The following is a 20,054-nucleotide window of genomic DNA, read 5'->3' on the forward strand; positions in this document are numbered from 1 at the left end:
ATGTTGTCTCGCGTTAATCGCCTGATGTCCGCCGTCGCTGTGGCGACTCTTGCTGCCTGCCTCGCTGTGGGGGCGCTACCGGCGCTGTCTATTCTTCCGAACGCTTCCGCAGCCAATATTTCACCCACGGCACCAGCCACCGCTTCGACTGCCTCTGCGGACAGCGACTTCACGAGCTCAACTGTGGCAACCCAAACCGAAGGCAATGTGGCCAACGATTCCACAATTGCACACAACAAGGTTGTGCTCGAGCTCAATAAGGCAACAGTTGTTGACGGCGTCGTAGCCATTGAGCGCACGGAGCCGGGAAAGGAGTTCCTTGGCCATGGTTCGGCGCTCGTCAATGGTGGTGAGCTTTCCGAGGAAGCGGTGGCATCTGCGCCAGTGCTGGACAAGCGTGGCGTTCGCATCGCGGTCAAGCTACCTGACGGCTGGGCTACCAGTGACAAGCTCGAATTGGGCTACAAGACCTTCGGGCCTGACGCCGGCGCCGAGTGGAAGACCATCAACGACGGCGCCCAGGTGTTCGCGCTCCGCGACGACGTGTCAAACGCGGTCGAGGTGGCTGATCCAACTCAGAGATTTAATGAATCGATCACGACAAAATCAAATGATGTGCAGGTGCCCTCTAAAGACTATTTCAATAACGGGAAATGCTCGAAGTCATGGGTGGGGGACGTTTACTTTTTTGCGCCAGCTAATATTAATACGGATAAGATAATTATAAAACGCCCGACGGAATACAACTTATATGTTCCGCCAACCTACCAGTTCAATGCTGATACGCCCAACATCAAAGTGGCGGAGTTCGAGCGTATGTATCATCAAGCGTACGGACCAGTTTGGGCCGACATAAGACGTGCCGACGTAACCGTCCGGGCTATCGACGACAAAACTCTTGAAGTTCAAGTTCAAGGCGGAATTAAGATTGAGAAGGGTGAGTATGTCAAACTCACCAATATTTTCTCATTCTGTTCTGCGGGGTCTCCGGGTGCAAAAAATCTCAGTATAGAAATGCACGGCCAGACCCAGAAAGGTGGTTTCTGCGAAGATCGCGCCCGTTACACATTTCCTGCCCGGCCGCTACATGCGTACTCGTATCTGACACCAATTATGCAAGACGCTTCTGGCAATCTCGTAAATCGAGACAAGACCACTGAAAAGTTTGATCGCGGAAAATCATTGAAAGAGATTGCTGAACTGCAGGGAAAAAATGACCCTAAGCGAGTGTTTTATGCTCCTTGGCGTGACGAGTATAAGAATTTAGACGTCTATTCGAAAGACAGTGATAAGTTCTTAAAAGAATACGCTTTAAGGCATGTGCCATATCGTGATCCGCAAGGCCGGATGATTGATGGGGCAAAGGTTGTATCCCGGCAGGGCAAGCGAGAGCTTACTGATGAAGAACGCCGTAATGGTATTAACGTGTACGTGAATGAATCGAAACCGAATGGTCAAATTCGATGGAAATCATATATCGCACGGCAAAATAACGGTACGGGCCAATTCGAACGCTTAGGTGGGCCACAAGCCGAGACCGGTTGGATTGTCAATGCACTCGCATTTAATCCCCAGGACAACTGGTTGTATGGAATCAGCCAAGGGCGTCTTGGTGAAGATTGGGGACGTCGATCCAATCAAACAATTCAAAGCGATGAGACAGAGTTCAGACCAGTTATTACAGGTGATGACCCTTGCTTCCCGGCTGGACACCTGTTACAGATCCATCCGGTGACGGGTGAAGTCTTCAATCTGGGGCGTGTTACTGCTGGAGTTGACAATTTCATGACCGGTTATGCATTCCAAGGGCAGAAACAAAGATACTGGCCGAACGATCTATGGGGTGGTATCAATGTTGGCGGCATTGATACCGAAGGGAATTACTACGTGGCCAACGCCTCCCGTTCAGGTAGTGGCGCTGTTTACAAGGTCAACCTAAAAAATGTGACTGCGGAGGTAACAAAGAACGCTAATAAGTGGTTGCGTACACCTGCAATACGTTACACAGATGATTGGAACCTTGTACATGATCGATCTGGTCGAGCATGGTCAGAAGACTGGACGCCGCTCTTCGTTCCCGAGAAAACGGAATGCAAACCTGACACGGGCACCCCATGCAAGCAACGCCAGGCAGGTAATTATATGTGGGGCATCTCTAACGGGTGGAATTCCCAGGGCCGCGTATACATCGAGAGAATTAGTGCCGACGACGGTAATTTGCAGCGGTGGGACGTGACAGCTTTGCGTACCTATGCTGGACAGAGTCTACCTGTAGGAAATCAATGGGGTCGAGCGTGGAGTTTTGGCAACGGCATGCTTGGCTTTGCAACGTCCAGCTCGAGAGCTAGCGATAAAGTTGTGAGGATAAAGGTAACTAATCCTGAGAGTGAAAGCCCCTCTTTCGAACTTATATCGGTTAATGCAAATGCACAGCCCTCCTACAACTCGAATGGCACAAGTGCCGTGAATTTCGAAGAAAATATCGTGGATCTCAAACTTAAGAAATCCCGAAAGGATTTTGTCGACACAAATGGTGTAAATCGAGTCCAGTGGGACCTCGAAGTGAAGAATGTCAGTGAAAGCGCAGCTAGCTCAGGTTTCACCGTATTCGACACGATTCCTGCAAGTTATAGGGTGGTACGAGTTCAAGCCGAAGAGAAAGTATTTGATACCAACAGCAGTACGTCGATTGTCGGCCCATGGTCTGTTTATCTAAAGAAGGGGGATCAAGGCCATGACGTCCTCGAAGGATCCCATGGTGCGTTACAGGCAGGAAAAACAGTAAAGCTCACGATTATCGCAGAACCAAGGAGTGACCAAAATCTGCCTATCGAGTGTATCGAAAATGTTGCGGGTGTCATTGGAATTGATCGTGATCCATCAACCGTGAATGCCAATGAGTTTGGCAAGACAATGGAAGGTGTGATCGACAAATACGGTGACTGGCTCAAACTAAATGGCGGAATCTTTGGCGATCTTGTATCCGACCAGCAATGCCGCCCCACGATTGTTGTCAAGAAGCAAATCGTTGAGGACGGAAAGATAACTGATGAAGCTGCTGGGGGATGGGCCTTCAGCGCTCAGTCCGACAAGGATAACCTTGATCTAGAAGGGCAAGAAGGCTTTGGAAAGGAATCCACCAAAGTCACGGCCTCTGAAGGTGTTGAAAAAGGTACCGTCATTTGGCGACCGAAAGAAAATGGTCAGTTTAAACTGACGATCACGGAAAAAATGACCGATGAACAGACAGCTGCCGGGTACGCTATTCGACCTCAGGAAAACGGTGGTGACGCTCGAAACGCTCGAAACGCTATCTGTAAGGTAACTGTCAAAGACGGCAAGAAACTCGCTCAACCAGAGATGGTTAAGGTAGAAGATCATCCTGACGCACCCGGATTCGCATTCTCCTTTGGTGACCAAACAATGTTCCCCCGAGGGATGAACGTCAAGACAGAGCAACGCGTTGAGTGCACAGTTCAGAACGAAATCGCCAACCACCAAATCTTTGTCCGCAAAGAGGCCTACGACCCTCAACAGTCCGATAAAATCGGCACCCTTCCCGATCTCGGCGGAGCCGAATTCGCTGTATACGAGCTCAGCGAAAGCGTCTCTACCAAGCCACGCCCGAAATCTTGGGAAGAATGGCAAAAATACATAGTCAAGGCAGGCGACGGCTCTACGGAAAAACCCGTTGAGATCAAAGATTATCGCACACCAATTCCGGTAAAAGTCGGGAAGTCATACATTGTCGTTGAGACTAAGGCACCCACTGATAAGGATGGTCGACCGTACAGTTTGCGCCCTGCACCTATTCCTTTCACAGTGACTACGGCACACGGCGAAGACGCAACGCACAAACGCCCGTTCTCAATCCAGATGGAAAACGATCTTCTGGCAACAGCCAGCTGGAAGAACGAGAACGGCAATTCGCAGAAAGCTGCCATGTATGTGACCGTTGCGGATGTTCATACCGGTACCCTGCCGCGCACCGGTGGCGCCGGCGTCGCCTGGCTCGGCGGCATCGGAGGACTACTCGTGCTGGCAGGGCTCACCTGGGCACAACGCAAACAGCGCTCCTAGCGTGAACCACTCGCTAAACTAAAACGCCAGAAATTGGGGGACACCCGCGCAGCGGGCGTCCCCCAAACCACAACTCACCCCTAGAGCACTCCACCCGTTACCTTGTTGACAGGTCCTGATTGGCGGGTGTTGATTGGGATTGTCGGCCAGCCGCCCTGGCATGGTGTCTTGCCCCTGTCTATCCAATGATCCGGGGGGGGTGTTGCCACCAGGGTCGGTTGCCAGCATGTGATCGCTGATTAGGGGCTCGGCACCAAGGATGGATGCCTGTCGTAACGTGGATGTGAGGCGTGCTGTCTAGGCTCGGCCGACTTATGGTGCAAACCGAGAGGACAACTGCCATGAGAACTGACCGACCAGACATTTTTCTAGGACTGGACGTCGGCAAGACCGACCACTGGGCCTGCGCACTAACCGATTCCGGGCAGGTGTTATGGAATAAGACCCTGCCCAACAACGAACAAAAACTCACTGATATCTACACGAATCTGTCAGCGAAAGGCTCTGTGCTGGTGGTCGTGGATCAGCCGGCAACAATCGGCGCTCTCGCCATCGCGGTCGCCCAACATATGGGCATCGAGGTCGCCTACCTGCCGGGGCTGACCATGCGCCGGATCGCTGACCTATACCCGGGCGAGGCGAAGACTGATGAAAAGGATGCGTTCATTATCGCTGACGCAGCCCGCAGCCTTCCCCACACCCTGCGCCAGCTCACCAAGACCGACCAGGACGAGGCAGGACTGGCGATGCTCACCGGTTTCGACCTTGACCTCTCACGGCAGGTCAATCAAGTCTCCAACCGGATCCGCGGGCTGTTCACCCAAATCCACCCTGAACTGGAAAGAGTTCTCGGACCACGCCTGGAACATGACGCGATCCTCGAAGTGCTCGCTACCTGGCCAACCCCGCAGGCTCTACGCAAAGCCGGGCGAGCCAGAATGGATGCGAAACTCAAAAAGCACGGAGCTCGCCGCCACGCTGCATGGACCGAGGATATTCTTACCGCGCTAGCGAAGCAGTCGGTGATAGTCACCGGCACCGAAGCCGCGGGCCTAGTCATCCCGCACCTGGCCCGCCAACTGGTGAGCCTGCACGCTCAACGCGCCAACGTCGCTTCAGAGGTAGAGAAGATCGTGGCCCCCCACCCTCTTTACCTGGTCCTGAGATCCATGCCCGGCATCGGTCTCAGGACCGCTGCCGTGATCATCGCTGAACTTGCAGGGAAGACCTTCACCAGCTCAGCAGCCCTGGCCTCCTACGCTGGCCTGGCACCGACCACCCGTCAGTCCGGGTCATCGATCAAGTCTGAACGAGTCAGCCACTCAGGCAACAAACGCCTCAAACGCGCCCTGTTCCTGTCAGCTTTCGCCGTGATCCGCACCGACCCGGTCAGCCGCGCCTACTACGACCGCAAACGAGCCCAAGGCAAACGACACAACCAAGCCATCATCGCCCTCGCCCACCGCAGACTCACAGTCCTGTACGCCATGCTCCGAGACGGCACCCTCTACGACGTCCCCGACACCGCCCTGGCAGCTTGACACACAACATAGGGGCACCCCCCTAACCAGGTACCCGCTAACGCAAGCCCACCCGCAGACTCCCTTGGCTTCAAACGGATGCCACCCCCAGTGGGCGTTACAGCGATGATCGCCGGATCGCCGGACCTCCAGCGAAGTAGCGAGCAATCTCAGAAACAACTAAAGCCCTGCTCAACAGGGGTTCAAGGGTTCAAGCGGCTTTTATCATTTTCGACGTCTAAGTATCCACTATCACGTCGAGAATGATAAGTCGGTGTTTGCGTTAGCGTGTATGGCCTAAGGGGGGGCAAGAAAACTGGTTGCGTTAGCGAGTGTATAGCATGTTAGCGCTTAAGCAGCGGAAATGCTACTGGCTAGGGGATCTGCTGTAGGTTTAATTGACGCTTTTTCTGGACTTGCTCGAACACGCCAGCTAATATGCCGAAAGAAATCACCAATTACATCCTGAAATAACACCACTCAATGTGCTTGATCTAAATTTTGCGAACGAATACAATTAGCTCGTCTGGCGAGGTTAAACACGCAAAGAAGCTAAAATGCAAAAAACAAAAAGAATCACTGTAGCAGGGTTGTCTGCAATAATATCGTTAAGCATTTTTGGTGCAATGCCTGCCGCTCATGCATCTCAATTGGTAGTTGATAGCAACAAGGTTGTTGGCGCAGAGATGTTTCGCCGTTCCGTCTCTCAGGAGATTACTACCAGTCCGACAATTCTCGGACTAACCGATAAAAACAAAAATTCCTTGTCAATTCTAGGAATTGGCAAGGACGGTTATGCTCGCACTATTGACAGAACTGATAATGGTTTTGGCGGCGGAGTAGGATTAAGCAATTCTCTCAATCTTTTGCCGACTGATAGAATCTCCATTTCTGAGGATGGAAAACAAGCAGAGATAATCACGGCTTCTGGGGAAGTCCTAGGACATTTTGAAGATCCAACACTTTCTGTTGGAGGAAAGGAAGTTCCTGGGGAATTTTTCTACGAGAACGGCTCTCTCGTAACTTATGCAGATAGCGCACATAGCTTTGTGTTCTATGAGAAATCTTGTTGGCAAGGAACAACAGCAAAATGGACTTGGCGCGTTGCAGGAACGTTGATCTGTGGAGCAACGGGAGTTGTTACAGTAATTGGTGGTGGAGTTTGCGGTCTTGCATGGGCAGGAGCTGAAGACGCCATGAATATCAACAAAAGAGCTTGTAAATGACAGACAAGGAGAACAGCCGTAAACGGATCTGCAGACTCTGGCTGACCATGTCTGCCGCTTGGCCGGCAGGCTACTTCTTGTCCGCATTTTTGCGGTCGATAGTTGGGAAAGTGTCTTTTGAAGCTGCTTTCAGAGCAGGAATGGAATCTTTTATCCTTAACGGTATCCCGACTTTCTGTGTTTTTACAGTTATATTCATTGCTTTGGTGAGATGGCTGGGAAAAGACTGAGGCATACACACGCTACTACGCTTATAGATATCTGAAAAGTCTGTTCGTACGTTCATGTACGAACAGATCAAGAATTTCCCCTCTAACCTCCTACAGCTGAACCCTCACTTCCTCGCCAACTCGGAACACGAACCGGATCGTGTCCTTGGTGACGATGGCGTGGTCGATGAGTGCGCTCCACTGCGTGGGGTGAAACTCGTTCACAGGTTCGCCTGCCAGATCGCCTAGGGCTGTGGTGACGGCGGCATGCTTGGCAGTGTTCGCTGCAATATCTGCCTCTAGGCTCGCTTTGCATGCGAGCTTCTTACGGTAGGCAGTATCGAGCTCTGTGTACTTGTTTTGGTAGGCGTCTTGGTCGAGTGCGTGTTGCTGGTTTTCCGCTATCAGTGCCTCGATCTGCTCGGTCAGTTCCACGATTTTTGTTTGACACGCGGCGGCTTGTTCTTCCATACGGCTCGTATCAAACATGTCGCCAAGAATCTGCGGTAGCTGGCTTTGCCGTGGCTGCCGGGCGATCAGTTGGTTGAGAGCTTGCAGCGGCAAAGCTTCGGTGCGCATGGAATCTGATAACGCCCACCCAACGATCTGTCGGGAGTAAACGTCGGTGACAAACGCGGTGTACACGAACCCTTTCCTGGTGGCGCACATACGTAAATGTCAGCGGTGTGCGGTTGATCGGTGTTGAGCCCGCAGGTGAAGGGCTGGATTCGGGCAAGCACGGGGCGCCACTTGAACGCGGAAAAGTGGGGATCTTGCACGGCAGTAAATCGTATGTGTTGCTGGGCGAAGCTGGCGATGTTGAAGAATCCTATTCGATTTCGGCGGGGCTCGATTATCCAGGCGTTGGCCTATGCGCTCAAGATCGCGGAGTCTGCCAAGGGCGGGACGTTGCGGGACGGGCAGTTTAGTGGACTTGCTGATGTGCTGGAAGCGTGTGGGGAACTGGCCTTATTGGTGAACCTTTCCGGGCGCGGCGATAAGGACGTGGAATACGTTCACAACATCCTAGGCGATCTCCTGTACGAAGATCCGATGTAAACTCCCGTGACCGATCCGCGCGTTGCTGACGTTCTTGCCCACATGACCGCCGAATCCAACGCTCGTGAAGGGGTGGCTGTTGTTGTGCCTGCAAAAATGTAGAGGATATGGCACGGGTTTGGCGTATATTGCAGGGCGTGTCAGATCCTCAAACAAAATGCAGGTGCGGGAAGGGCGAAGTTGCTAGCTTCAGATCTCCAACCAGAGCAATTACAGCACCATCGCGGCAATCCAGCCAGCAACCAATAGTGGAATATTAAAGTGCAAGAACGTAGGAATCACTGAATCCCTAATGTGATCGTGCTTCCCATCCACATTCAACCCAGACGTTGGGCCAAGCGTAGAATCAGATGCCGGCGAGCCAGCATCACCCAAAGCGCCTGCGGTGCCAATAATCGCCACCGTAGCCAGCGGCGAGAAACCAAGCGACATGCACAACGGTACGTAAATCGTTGTAATAATCGGAAGAGTTGAGAACGAAGATCCAATACCGAGCGTTACCACCAAGCCCACAATCAGCATCGCAACAGCGGCCAGTGCTTTATTACCGGCAACCAATGCGCTCGCAGCCTCAACCAACGATTCCACATCGCCAGTAGCATTCATAACCGATGCAAAACCCTGGGCCGAAATCATCGTAAAGCCAATCACGGCCATCATTTTCATGCCGTTCGTGAATGCTACATCTGCCTGGCGGAGCTTCAGAGTACCCGTAATCAAAAAAACGCTCAACCCAAGAAGAGAACCCAACAAAAGAGCATCAGCGTCATAACCAAGCCAACCCAACATGAGCTGAGTGCCGAACGTGACCAGCACAGCTACCAGAGCCACAATGCCGTTGCGAGTTGAGACGTGCGGCTGGAGGGTCGTCGCTACCACCACCTCATCCTCCCCGTAATCGCGAGGCTTGCGGTACGAAAAACCAACCGCGATCAGCAAACCAGCCAGCATGCCCAGCGCGGGAATCGCCATCGCAGCCATCACGTTAATCCCGGACGTATCCAAGCCGGCAGACTTAATGTTGCCCAACAGAATATCGTTCAAGAAGACGGACCCGAAACCCAACGGAAGGAACATATAAGTGGTGACCAGGCCGAACGTCATAATCGACGCAACTACGCGGCGATCCAGGCGCAACCGGTTAAACACAGGAATCAACGGCGGAATCAGAATCGGAATAAACGCAATATGAACCGGGATCAAATTCTGGCTGAACACAGCCATCATCAAAATGCCACCCAGCAACCCGTACTTCACAACCGTGGTAGAACCTTTGTTTGTGCGCGAAATCAGCCACGATGCAAGCAAATCCGGCAGACCAGACTGCGCAACCGCCATTGCAAACGCGCCCAATAAGCCGTACGACAGAGCGATCTTCGCGCCCGCACCAAGGCCGTCTTGGAATGCGAGCATCGTGCCGTCCAGACCCAAACCAGCCGTGAAACCGCCAACCAAGGCTCCCACGAACAACGCGATCACCACATGGACTCGGGTGAGAGCTAGAAGGAGCATGGAAACAACGGCAATTAAAACGGCATTCATGGTGCCACTGTAGTTCGTGGGGTGAAAGAAGGGAAGCGCGTCTCAATCTGTGAAAAGAGAGAAAGGGTACTTTAGGATGTGGAAATGACCGTTATGTTGCGATGTGATTGATTCAGGGGACCCTTTGTTTCAAAGTGTGAGATGGGTGGTGAATGAAGTTCGCGAATATGTATTTTTCGGCTAAAAGCAAGGGGGATAGGTGGTATGGTGGAGCCGAACTCTATTGTTCTCACTTTCACACAATAGGAGAAACGAATGAAAAGTCCGATGAAGCGTGCTGCAATTGGAGCTGTTGCTGCGGCGTCGCTGATTATGGCCCCGATGTCTGCGTGGGCGGCTGAAGAAGGAACACCTACTGTTGATGCGGCTACATCTGAAACTGTCGAAAAGGCTACTGAAGGAGCCGGCGAAGCTGCCGGAGTTGAAAAGGCTGACGAAAAGACTGGCGACAAGGCCGAAGCTGGAGAGCCTGCCAAGGAAGACAAGGCTGAAGGCGCAGAAAAGCCAGTTGCTGACGCTGAGAAGAAGGCTGACGACAAGGCTAAGGAAGATCCAAAGAAGGATGAGCCTAAGAAAGAGCTGACTCCAGAAGAACAGAAGAAAGCAGAGCTTAAGGCAAAACAAGAAGAACAGCGCAAGAAGCTTGTCGAAGAAACCAAGGCTAAGACTGAAGCTGCACTGAAGAAGGCTAAGGAAGAAGCAGAAAAGGCTAAGGCAGAGGGAATTGTCACCCTCAACCTCTTCAACTTGACCGATATTCACGGTCACATTGAAGCGCAGCCAAAGATCAATAAAGACAAGACTTTCGGAGGTTACACCGAATCTGGTCTTGCATCAGTGAAGTGCTACATTGACCAGGCGAAGAAGTCGAACCCGAATACTCAGTTCACGCTTCTTGGTGACAACATTGGCGCGTCCCCATTCACCTCTGGTTCGGCTAATGACAACCCAACCATCGAAGCGCTCAACGCGATGGATGTTTTCGCATCCACGATCGGAAACCACGAATTCGATAAGGGTATTAAGGTACTTCAGGAACGTTTTAATGGTTCGAAGGATTACACAAAGGTAGCTTTCCCGTATCTCGGTGCGAATGTCGAAGGCCTTGACGGACTCGATAAAGACGGTTACAAGATTTGGGAAACCAACGGCGTGAAGGTTGCATTTATTGGAGCGATCGAAAACGACGTTGCTACCAAGCTCCCAATCGGAACAGTCGATACCTTGAAGTTCAAGGAAGCGGCTCCGGTTATCAATGACATCGCTGCTAAGTTGAAGGATGGTAACGCGGAGAACGGCGAAGCTGACATTGTTGTAGCAATGTATGACAACGATGTTCTGCAGTCCTACCCGAACATGAGCGCCAACGTTGACGTGATCATGGGTGGCGATACCCACAAGCCTTACTTCGGCTACGATGCAAATCCTCAAAAGAATGACAAGGGTGAAACAGTTGGTAAGGCAATCACAACCAAGGATGGCCATCCAATCACTGCAACCGCATCCGGTTCTTTCACTGATAACCTCTCCAACGTGGTCGTCAAGTATGACACGAAGCAGAAGAAGGTTATTGAATCCTATGCTCAGAAGATTACTGCAACCGAAGTTATGGCCTGCGGTGAAGACCCGACCGTCAAGGATATCGTCGCTAAAGCCGCTGAAGCTGCGGCACCCAAGAAGAAGGAGGTAATTTCTAAGGGGACTGGTAACTTCTACCGTGGCGTGCACAAGCTCACCGAAAATGACAGCCTCGATGCTGGTTCCAACCGCGGAACTGAATCCACCATCGGTGGACTCATTGCAGATGCTATGAAGGACACTTTCACCACTCTTGATGGGAAGCCAGTTGATATCGGCATCATTAACGCTGGCGGCATCCGTGCTGATTTGGAACCAAAGGACGGCGTTGTAACCGTTGGTGATGTGTTCGCATTCATGCCATTCTCCAACGAAGTCAGCTACGCAACCCTTACAGGTGCGCAGGTTAAGACTTTACTTGAACAACAGTGGAAGTCGCTTGAGCCAAATGAGAAGGGTGAAAAGTCTACCCGTCCGATGCTCAAGCTCGGTTTGTCCAGCAATGTTAAGTACTCCTTTGACTATGCAGACAAGACCAAGGGGGCTGGCAACCGCGTTACCTCTATCTTGGTTAACAGTGAACCGCTTGATATGAACAAGCAGTACATCGTTGGGTCGGTAAGCTTCCTCATGACTGGTGGTGACAGCTTCGACATTCTTAAGGATGACGCTGTGAAGGCTAGCTACCGTGTTATCACCAAGGGTCTGGATCGTGATTTCATGGCTGAATACTTGAAGAAGCACCAAGACGTTAAGCCACGTGACCACAAATCGTCGATCGGTGTTTCGCTCAGCGATCTCAAGAAGAACGGAAACGCTGTTTCTGCTCAGGTTGAATTGCGCGGCCTCTCCTTCAGCCAAGAAGGTGAAGCAAAGGTTAAGAACGTGACTGTTGAATTTGGCGGCAAGGCCGTACAGCACGAAGTTAACAACACCATTGTTGATGCAAACGCAACTAACTACGAAGCAATCATTACTGCAGACGGCGTTGGTTACACCGGCAAGTTCGCCATCTCCGCTGACACTCAGTGTGCGGATAAGGCAGCCACCGTTCACGTTCCGCTGATCGTGAAGAACGAAGCTGGTACCGAACTCGTGTCGGCTAAGCAGGGCATTGGCGTGAACGTCAACTGCGCCACCGGCGAAGTCACCGCATCCAACGGATTCGGTGACAAGGCTGCCGGCAATCAAAAGCCGGACGATTCTGCTAATGGCGACAACTCTAAGGGCAATTCTTCCACAGGGGAATCCTCCAAGGGGGACAGCTCCAAGTCAAAGCAGAGCTCCGATATGCACAAGTCTGCACAGAAGTCTGCTCCTAAAGGCAAGCTGGCACAGACCGGCGCTACCGTAGGCATACTCGCAGGCATCGCCGTCTTGACGCTGCTCGGCGGGCTGGTGCTCGTCCGTCGTCGTCAAAAGTAAAAACGCAACCATAACTGGTAACTGATAAGGCCGCGCCGGAACCCCAGCGCGGCCTTATCTCCATCCACGCGCCCACAAAGTTGCTATAGTCCCGGAAAAAAGCGCACACTCTACCGACTAAAGTCCCAAAAATAGTGGCGCATGTCGCACAAAAGTTCTCTCCACGTGAGCTGAAGTGATAGATTGGGCGAGGACTAGTACGGCTGTGTCCGGCCGTTTCATTTGACCCACTGGAGGGCTAAACTCATATGACGAAGTATGTTTACAACTTCACCGAGGGAGACAAAGATCAGAAAGATCTACTCGGAGGCAAAGGCGCCAATCTTGCGGAAATGACCAAACTGGGACTCCCAGTTCCCCCAGGATTCACCATCACCACAGATACCTGCCGCTACTACCTTGCGCAAGGCGGCGTGCCAGAAGAACTGAAGGGCCAGGTCACGGAAGCAATCGCACACGTTGAAGACGTGATGGGCAAGAAGCTCGGCGATCCAGGCGATCCACTCCTCATGTCTGTCCGCTCCGGCGCAAAGTTCTCCATGCCAGGCATGATGGAAACCGTGCTCAACATCGGCCTGAACGATCAGTCCGTTGAAGGCCTCGCCGCCGTGGGCAACGAACGTTTCGCATGGGATTCGTACCGCCGCCTCATCCAGATGTTCGGTAAGACGGTTATGGATATCGACGGCGATCTGTTCGCAAACGCCCTCCACGACCTGCAAGAACGCCACGGATACGCCGGCGATCTGGACATGACCACCGACGATCTCAAAGAACTCGTGGCCACCTTCAAGGAGATCTTCAAGGCCGAAACCGGCCAGGACTTCCCACAAGACCCACGTGAACAGCTCAACTTGGCTGTTGTTGCCGTGTTCAACTCCTGGAACACCGATCGCGCCCGCATCTACCGCCGCCGCGAACACATTCCAAACGATCTGGGCACCGCAGTGAACGTGCAAACCATGGTATTCGGCAACATGGGCGAAGGCTCCGGTACCGGCGTGTGCTTCACCCGCGATCCTTCCACCGGCGATTCCGGCGTGTACGGCGATTACTTGGAAAACGCACAGGGTGAAGACGTTGTTGCCGGTATCCGCAACACGCTTTCGCTTGCTGACCTGGAGCGTTTGGACAAGACTTCTTACGATGAACTCGTTGGCATCATGAAGAAGCTAGAAAACCACTACCGCGATCTGTGCGATATCGAATTCACTATCCAGCAGGGCAAGCTGTGGATGCTGCAGACCCGCGTTGGCAAGCGCACCGCTGCTGCTGCCTTCCGTATCGCCAAGCAGTTGGTGGAAGAGGGCTTGATTACTGAAGATGAGGCCGTGACTCGCGTGACCGGCGAACAGCTCACCTCGCTTCTGTTCCCACAGTTCGATAAGAAGGCGCCAAAGCACCTGTTGACTCGTGGAATGGCCGCCTCACCAGGCGCTGCCGTTGGTGAAATCGTGCTGAACAACGAGCAGGCGAAGGCGCGCGTGGCCGCTGGCGCTTCTGTGATTTTGGTTCGCCGTGAAACCAACCCGGACGATCTTGAAGGCATGGTTGCCGCATCTGGCGTGCTCACCGCGCGCGGCGGCAAGACCTCCCACGCAGCCGTTGTGGCACGTGGCATGGGCCGTTGCTGCGTTGTTGGCGCAGATCAGCTCCTTGTTGAGGAAGTTGCGGGCACCGTATCGATCAAGGGCTCCGACAAGGTGTTCCAGGCTGGCGATATCATTTCCATCGACGGCACCACTGGCGAAGTTTTCGAAGGCGCCGTTGACGTGACCAGCTCCCCGGTGATGACCTACATCGCGGAAGGCTTGGAAGCCGGTTTGGCTGTTTCTGACGATGATGATACCAAGGATCTCGTTCGTGCAGTCGATTTGATTTTGACCCGCGCAGATAACGCCCGCGCCCTCTTGGTTCGTGCGAACGCCGATACGCCGGAAGATGCTCAGCGCGCGCGTGAATTCGGCGCTCAAGGTATCGGCCTGTGCCGTACCGAGCACATGTTCTTGGGCGATCGCCGCAAGCTGATCGAAACCGTTATCTTGGCCAAGACAGACGAAGCCAAGCAGGCTGCGTTCGATGCGCTGCTGCCACTGCAGAAGGGCGATTTCTTAGGTATCTTCGAAGCAATGGACGGCCTCCCAGTAACCGTTCGTTTAATCGATCCGCCACTTCACGAATTCCTCCCAGACCTCACCGCGCTCTCCGTTGAACTCGCCGTGAAGGCATCGAAGGGCGAAAAGATTTCAGAAGAAGAACACGCGCTTCTTGAGGCTGTGAAGTCCAACCACGAACAGAACCCAATGCTTGGTTTGCGTGGCGTGCGCTTGGGCCTGAAGCTGCCAGGTTTGATCACCATGCAGGTTCGTGCGATCGCCGAAGCAACCGCCGAACTGAAGAAGGCCGGCAAGGATCCAAAGCCAGAAATCATGGTTCCATTGATCGGTTCATCGCGCGAAATGCAGATCGTTCGAGATATGGCTGAAGAAGTTTTGGCTGAAGTTTCCGCCGAACATGGAATCGAGCTGGATCTGCCAATCGGCAACATGATCGAGCTTCCACGCGCGGCCATGTCTGCTGACACGATCGCGGCTGAATCCGACTTCTTCTCCTTCGGCACCAACGATTTGACCCAGACCACCTGGGGCTTCTCACGTGACGATGTGGAATCCACCTTCTTCAACGAATACTTCGATTACGGCGTGTTCGGCATTTCCCCATTCGAATCCATCGACGTCCATGGAGTGGGCGCTGTTGTAGAAATGGGTGTGGAGCGTGGCCGTTCCACCAAGCCAGGGTTGAAGATGGGCGTTTGTGGCGAACACGGTGGCGATCCAGCATCGATCCACTTCTTCGCTGAAATCGGCTTGAACTATGTTTCCTGCTCTCCATTCCGCGTTCCTGTTGCTCGCCTTGAAGCAGGCCGTGCTGCGATTTCCAACGAATCGCCACGTTCTGCTGGTGGTGCCGCAAACCGGACCGCGTAACCGTTCATAACAAAAAACTCACTTATACGCGGTGATAGCCCCATATAGAGTCCTATCACCGCGTATAAGTGAGTTTTGCGTCCAGATGATGTTTTATGAGGCAGGTTACAAACACCTCAGGAGGCGTATGTGAATGTTTTCGTGTGGGAGGTGGCAGTAGGATGGGAACCTAACCGGAGGTGAAACACTTGACGAACGAACGCATTGGATATATTTCAGGTTTAGATGGTTTGCGTGCCATCGCGGCGATGATCGTGGTGCTCTATCACTTAGTACCGGGAATCGCGGAAGCTGGTTATATCGGCGTTGATATGTTCTTTGTTATCTCAGGTTTCCTCATAACTGCTCTTTTAGTGAAAGAAAAAGAAGCGCGTGGGAAAATTTCGGTTCGCTCATTTTGGGTTCGGCGGATCCGCCGGCTACTTCCTGCCGTTGCAGTAGCTACTTTAGGTTCTCTTGCTCTCGCACGTATTTTTGGGGGAGACACCCTGACTCAACTGCGGTGGCAAGCGATTGGATCCTTAACAGGAACCTATAATTGGTTACAAATTAGCCACGCATCGTCATACTTCGATAAACAATCGCCACTGCTTTTAAGCAACATGTGGTCACTGGCTGTGGAACAACAGTTCTATATTGTATGGCCGCCTATAGTTATTCTTCTGCTGGTATGTACCGTAGTGGAAATACGGATAGTGTGTGCTCTTTTATTAGGAATTGGCTCTATTGTTCTCCACGCTTTAACGGTAGGAGCAGATCCAACCAGTGCGTATGTTTCAACATTCTCGCATTCTTTTGGGTTGATGTTTGGTGCTGCTTTAGCCCTCGCGCTACCAGGATTACTTACAGGTAGTCGAGCAGGCACCAAGGCAATCTGGGGCTGGATTTCATGGCTATCATTACTTGCGATCGTGGTTCTCAGTTTCATACTCACCGATTCTCACTATATGTATCCATGGGGGATGGTGGCGTTCTCTATCTTGATGGTAGGAACTATCCGAGGTCTGCTACCAGATGCTTCTGGCTTTGGTACACGATCTTTACGGGCGGTTTTAGAGACTCCGCCACTCGTATGGATCGGCCACAGATCGTATGGGATCTACTTATGGCACTGGCCGTTGCATGTGATCGGCTTCTACCATTCGCCGATGGCTGCGGTACCAACAGCCTTAATTGTTCTCATGCTAAGCATTGCACTTGCCGATGTATCGTATCGGTACATTGAAACCCCGATCCGTACTCATGGTTTCTTAGGGTGGCTTCGAACAATGCCACCGTTACATAAGAAGAAGGCAGCTGGGATCGTTCTGGCTGCACTAGTAACTGGAACGGCTGTGGCCGGCTTTATCACTGAACATGCCACTTCGTCCGGCCAACAGCTCATTATTGACGCTGAAAAACAAGCCAAAGAACAACAATCAACCCCTGCTCCGCCGCCACTGTCTGAACCACGTGATACTCCAGAAAATCCGAAGCGTCCGGTGCTGCCGAATGTGGTTGGGGAAAACGTAACGGTTATTGGGGATTCCGTAACAGTGGCTGCTACACCTGCACTTCAAGAAAAGCTCCCAGGGATCGTTGTTAATAGTGAAGTGTCACGTTCAATCAAACAATTCCCCACAATAGCTGCGCAGATGGCGCAAGAAAACCAACTTCGCCCATACGTTGTTATTGCGCTAGGAACGAACGGGGCTATCACAGAAGAAGACGCTCAAGCGATCCTCAACGCGGTGGGACCAGATCGGCGGATTGTGCTCGTTACAGCAAGTGCGCCGGAGTATGCAACCTGGGTACCTGTCTCTAACTCAACCATGCGGGAAATGGCTCGAAAAAATCCAGATCGTGTTGTTATTGCAGATTGGCAGAGCATTGCCTTAGCTCACCCTGATCTGCTCGCGGGGGATCAGATTCACCCGGGAACTGAAGGAAGTGCGCTGTTTGCTAATGAAGTCTTTCAGGCTTTACACAGGTTTCAGAAGTAAGCTGAAAATACAAGGTGAGATTCAAGTGAATTACTTCCCTAATTACTGGTACGCCGTTATGGCGGCGTGTCGGTTATCCTAGTTCTAGGCGTGATGGAAGGAGAGTAACGTGGCACTATATGCGCTTGAGAACGGTAAGCTCGTTGAAGCTCCGGGAAATGCAGGTGCCTCGGGCAAACTCGCTGATGTGATCGTTGATGCGGTCCAGTCGCAAACATTAGCGCTCGTTCAACACCCGCTTTTCCCGATCGGATACGTAACCAACCGCGAATCACACGATCCTGTGCAATCACTTATTGCTCTTGATGCAACTAAGCGTGTTATCACCATCGAAGTGCTCCGCCACCTCAACTCGGAAACCCTTCTCCATGCGACCAGCCGTTCAGGCTATTTCGCTACATTGAACCGCCAGCAGCTTGCCGAAATCTACCCAGGCACAGAACAAGACTTCGCACATCGCTGGAGCCTCTTCCTGGAAAACACCAGCCCAGCGCAGAAACCAACAGCACGGCTGTACCTTTTCTGTCTATCGATTGATGAGGCAGTAAAGAACTCACTCTGTGGCCTTGGCGTTGAAGCCAAGCTTGTTCTTCCATACGAAGGTCTCTCCGGCACCCTCATTGAAGTAGCTGAGGCGGCCTCCTACGGTACGAACATTTTAGCCAAAGCACCGCAGCCTTGGATGATCGAAGCACCACAACCAGCTGAGCCTGCCGCACCTCAAACACACACAGTTGATCAATCCCTGTGGAATATTGAAGGTTGGGCAGATCGATCCGGCGTGGCACCGCTGCCATATCACCAGAGAGAAGCCCAAGAATCGCCACGTGTTGTTCTTCCAGAACCAGAAATCGATCCAATTGTGTCTGCCACTGAAGAACCTGCACAGGCGAAGGAAAGCCTTCCGCAACGCCGTGAGGATACAGCAATCATGCTGGCAGAACTCACGGATCCGCCGCACAAGCTCGGCCGGCGTGCACGCCGCCGTGCCGCGTGGAACTCCGATCAGCCAATGGCCACACCAGCATCCCCAGAATCATCCGATTCGCCAGATACGGCCATCATTCCGTCCATCAAGCCCGCGTTCCCGATCCAGCCACCGGCCCCACGGCGGGGCAAATCGCTCTACGAACAAATGATGGATCACAAGAAGCGCGCCGAACAGCGTCTCTGGGACGAATCAGCCCCCAACGATTTCTCTGAAAAACTCCTCATCTCAGAACGCGATTCAGCAGCAGAATCTTCACGTGCAGTAGAACTCGCAGCAGAAAACGATCAGACCGCATTACCGGATTGGATGGCCGCAACCGAACGCATCCTTTACCCGCCAACGCCACCCAAACAGGCACAGGCTGATAGGGTGACGCGGCGGTCACGTCGTCGTCGGCAAGCCTAATTCCCCACGATAAAACCCCGAATCCACCGGGAAATATGATCGTACGCAACACGGCGAACCTCCGCACGCGAAAAAAGCACATCATGAATCGCGCCGTCCACCTTCGCTAACGTGACACTCTGCGCAAGCGTAGGCAACCGCTTCCACATCTGCGTCACATCCAACACGGCATCGCCCGTCCGCAACTCATCGCTCCACTCCTCGGCCGCAATCGAACGTGCAGACGTCACCACCAAAACCGGCGTATCCAACTCAAGCCCCTCCGAAATCCGGTAATGCCCAGCCAGCACCGCTGAAAGCCACCCGGCCCGCACAGGGAACGACGGAAAATGCCGATACCGATCATCAGGGTTCCACCCGCCCTCAAAAAACGGATCGCCCGGAGTATGCGGAGGCATATCGCCGTCTGCATCAGTCCACCCAGTCAAAACCCGCTGATAAAAACCATTATCGGCGGTCGGAATAATCGTGGTAGGGGATAGGTATGCCAACGCATCAATCAACGGCTGCCCAATCTGCCGCATCAACGTAGACCCCTGGAACTCAAGCCACGGCGAATTCAAAATCAACCCAGCCAACGCGCCCGGATGCCGATCCGCCCACAAAGCCGCAGTCAACCCGCCCGTAGAATGCCCATACATCACCAGCGGAATCGAATACCCATGCGTATCAAAAATAACATCCAACGCCGCATGCAAATCCTCATCGTACGTAGAAAGATCATCCACATACCCCCACAGCTGGCCCTCCCGGTGGGAACGGCCATACCGCCGCAGATCAATCGCGTAAAACTGCCCGCCGAGCGAAGTGATTGTGCGCGCCAACTCCGTCTGGTAAAAATAGTCATTCCAGCCGTGAATCGCGATAAACGCGAACGCCGGATCAGGCCGTTCGCCCGCCTCCTGATCCTCTTGCGGGAGGTAACGTATAAGAGTGGCGTAGGCTTCCCCTTGCTCATCTGGATGCAATTCCAGAGTTGTGTAAGAGAAGCCCACGCCAAGAATATCCTCATGCCATGTCGTCATAGGCTAAGCCTATCGACTCCCCTGC

At 52.8% G+C, this 20,054-nt stretch carries 12 protein-coding genes; 9 read left to right on the forward strand and 3 right to left on the reverse strand.

Annotated elements, in window-relative coordinates:
* The 4 genes from ARCH_RS01195 (at position 1) to ARCH_RS10050 (ending at position 7,056) form a co-directional block, all read left to right on the forward strand.
* Positions 1-4,080 carry a DUF6923 family protein gene (locus ARCH_RS01195; RefSeq protein ID WP_013169490.1) on the forward strand — a complete coding sequence of 1,360 codons (4,080 nt, stop codon included), beginning with the start codon at positions 1-3 and terminating at the stop codon, positions 4,078-4,080.
* A gap of 341 nt (positions 4,081-4,421) precedes the next feature.
* Positions 4,422-5,621 (forward strand): IS110 family RNA-guided transposase, encoded by a 1,200-nt coding sequence (locus ARCH_RS01200; protein ID WP_013169491.1) that lies wholly within the window; start codon positions 4,422-4,424, stop codon positions 5,619-5,621.
* Positions 5,622-6,157: 536 nt separating this feature from the next.
* Complete coding sequence (locus ARCH_RS01205) at positions 6,158-6,826, forward strand: hypothetical protein (protein ID WP_013169492.1); 669 nt, start codon at positions 6,158-6,160, stop codon at positions 6,824-6,826.
* Complete coding sequence (locus ARCH_RS10050; RefSeq protein ID WP_013169493.1) at positions 6,823-7,056, forward strand: hypothetical protein; 234 nt, start codon at positions 6,823-6,825, stop codon at positions 7,054-7,056. Before ARCH_RS01205 ends, ARCH_RS10050 begins: the two co-directional genes overlap by 4 nt.
* Before the next feature lie 90 nt (positions 7,057-7,146).
* Here ARCH_RS10050 and ARCH_RS10255 read toward each other — a convergent pair whose 3' ends face one another.
* Positions 7,147-7,680 (reverse strand): hypothetical protein, encoded by a 534-nt coding sequence (locus ARCH_RS10255; protein WP_389400905.1) that lies wholly within the window; start codon positions 7,678-7,680, stop codon positions 7,147-7,149.
* A 41-nt stretch (positions 7,681-7,721) separates the two neighbouring features.
* Between ARCH_RS10255 and ARCH_RS01220 the strand changes: the two genes are divergently transcribed.
* The gene (locus tag ARCH_RS01220; protein WP_041640293.1) at positions 7,722-7,964 is read left to right on the forward strand and encodes a hypothetical protein; all 243 of its coding nucleotides are present in this window, start codon (positions 7,722-7,724) and stop codon (positions 7,962-7,964) included.
* Between the two features lie 340 nt (positions 7,965-8,304).
* Here ARCH_RS01220 and ARCH_RS01225 read toward each other — a convergent pair whose 3' ends face one another.
* Positions 8,305-9,636 carry a Na+/H+ antiporter family protein gene (locus tag ARCH_RS01225; protein ID WP_013169494.1) on the reverse strand — a complete coding sequence of 444 codons (1,332 nt, stop codon included), beginning with the start codon at positions 9,634-9,636 and terminating at the stop codon, positions 8,305-8,307.
* 255 nt (positions 9,637-9,891) lie between these two features.
* Between ARCH_RS01225 and ARCH_RS01230 the strand changes: the two genes are divergently transcribed.
* From ARCH_RS01230 to ARCH_RS01245, 4 genes are all read left to right on the forward strand, one after another.
* Entirely contained in the window at positions 9,892-12,639 is a 2,748-nt protein-coding gene (locus ARCH_RS01230; RefSeq protein WP_013169495.1) for a bifunctional metallophosphatase/5'-nucleotidase, read from the forward strand.
* 248 nt (positions 12,640-12,887) lie between these two features.
* The gene (gene ppdK / locus ARCH_RS01235; RefSeq protein WP_013169496.1) at positions 12,888-15,626 is read left to right on the forward strand and encodes a pyruvate, phosphate dikinase; all 2,739 of its coding nucleotides are present in this window, start codon (positions 12,888-12,890) and stop codon (positions 15,624-15,626) included.
* 188 nt (positions 15,627-15,814) lie between these two features.
* The gene (locus ARCH_RS01240) at positions 15,815-17,608 is read left to right on the forward strand and encodes an acyltransferase family protein (RefSeq protein ID WP_013169497.1); all 1,794 of its coding nucleotides are present in this window, start codon (positions 15,815-15,817) and stop codon (positions 17,606-17,608) included.
* Positions 17,609-17,717: 109 nt separating this feature from the next.
* Positions 17,718-19,004 (forward strand): hypothetical protein, encoded by a 1,287-nt coding sequence (locus tag ARCH_RS01245; protein WP_013169498.1) that lies wholly within the window; start codon positions 17,718-17,720, stop codon positions 19,002-19,004.
* On the opposite strand, the gene ARCH_RS01250 is transcribed toward ARCH_RS01245, so the two are convergent.
* The gene (locus tag ARCH_RS01250) at positions 19,001-20,029 is read right to left on the reverse strand and encodes an alpha/beta hydrolase (protein ID WP_013169499.1); all 1,029 of its coding nucleotides are present in this window, start codon (positions 20,027-20,029) and stop codon (positions 19,001-19,003) included. The genes ARCH_RS01245 and ARCH_RS01250 overlap by 4 nt on opposite strands.
* Between the last annotated feature and the right edge of the window lie 25 nt (positions 20,030-20,054).

The sequence above is a fragment of the Arcanobacterium haemolyticum DSM 20595 genome (genome assembly GCF_000092365.1).
In the GTDB taxonomy this organism is placed as follows: Bacteria; Actinomycetota; Actinomycetes; order Actinomycetales; family Actinomycetaceae; genus Arcanobacterium; species Arcanobacterium haemolyticum.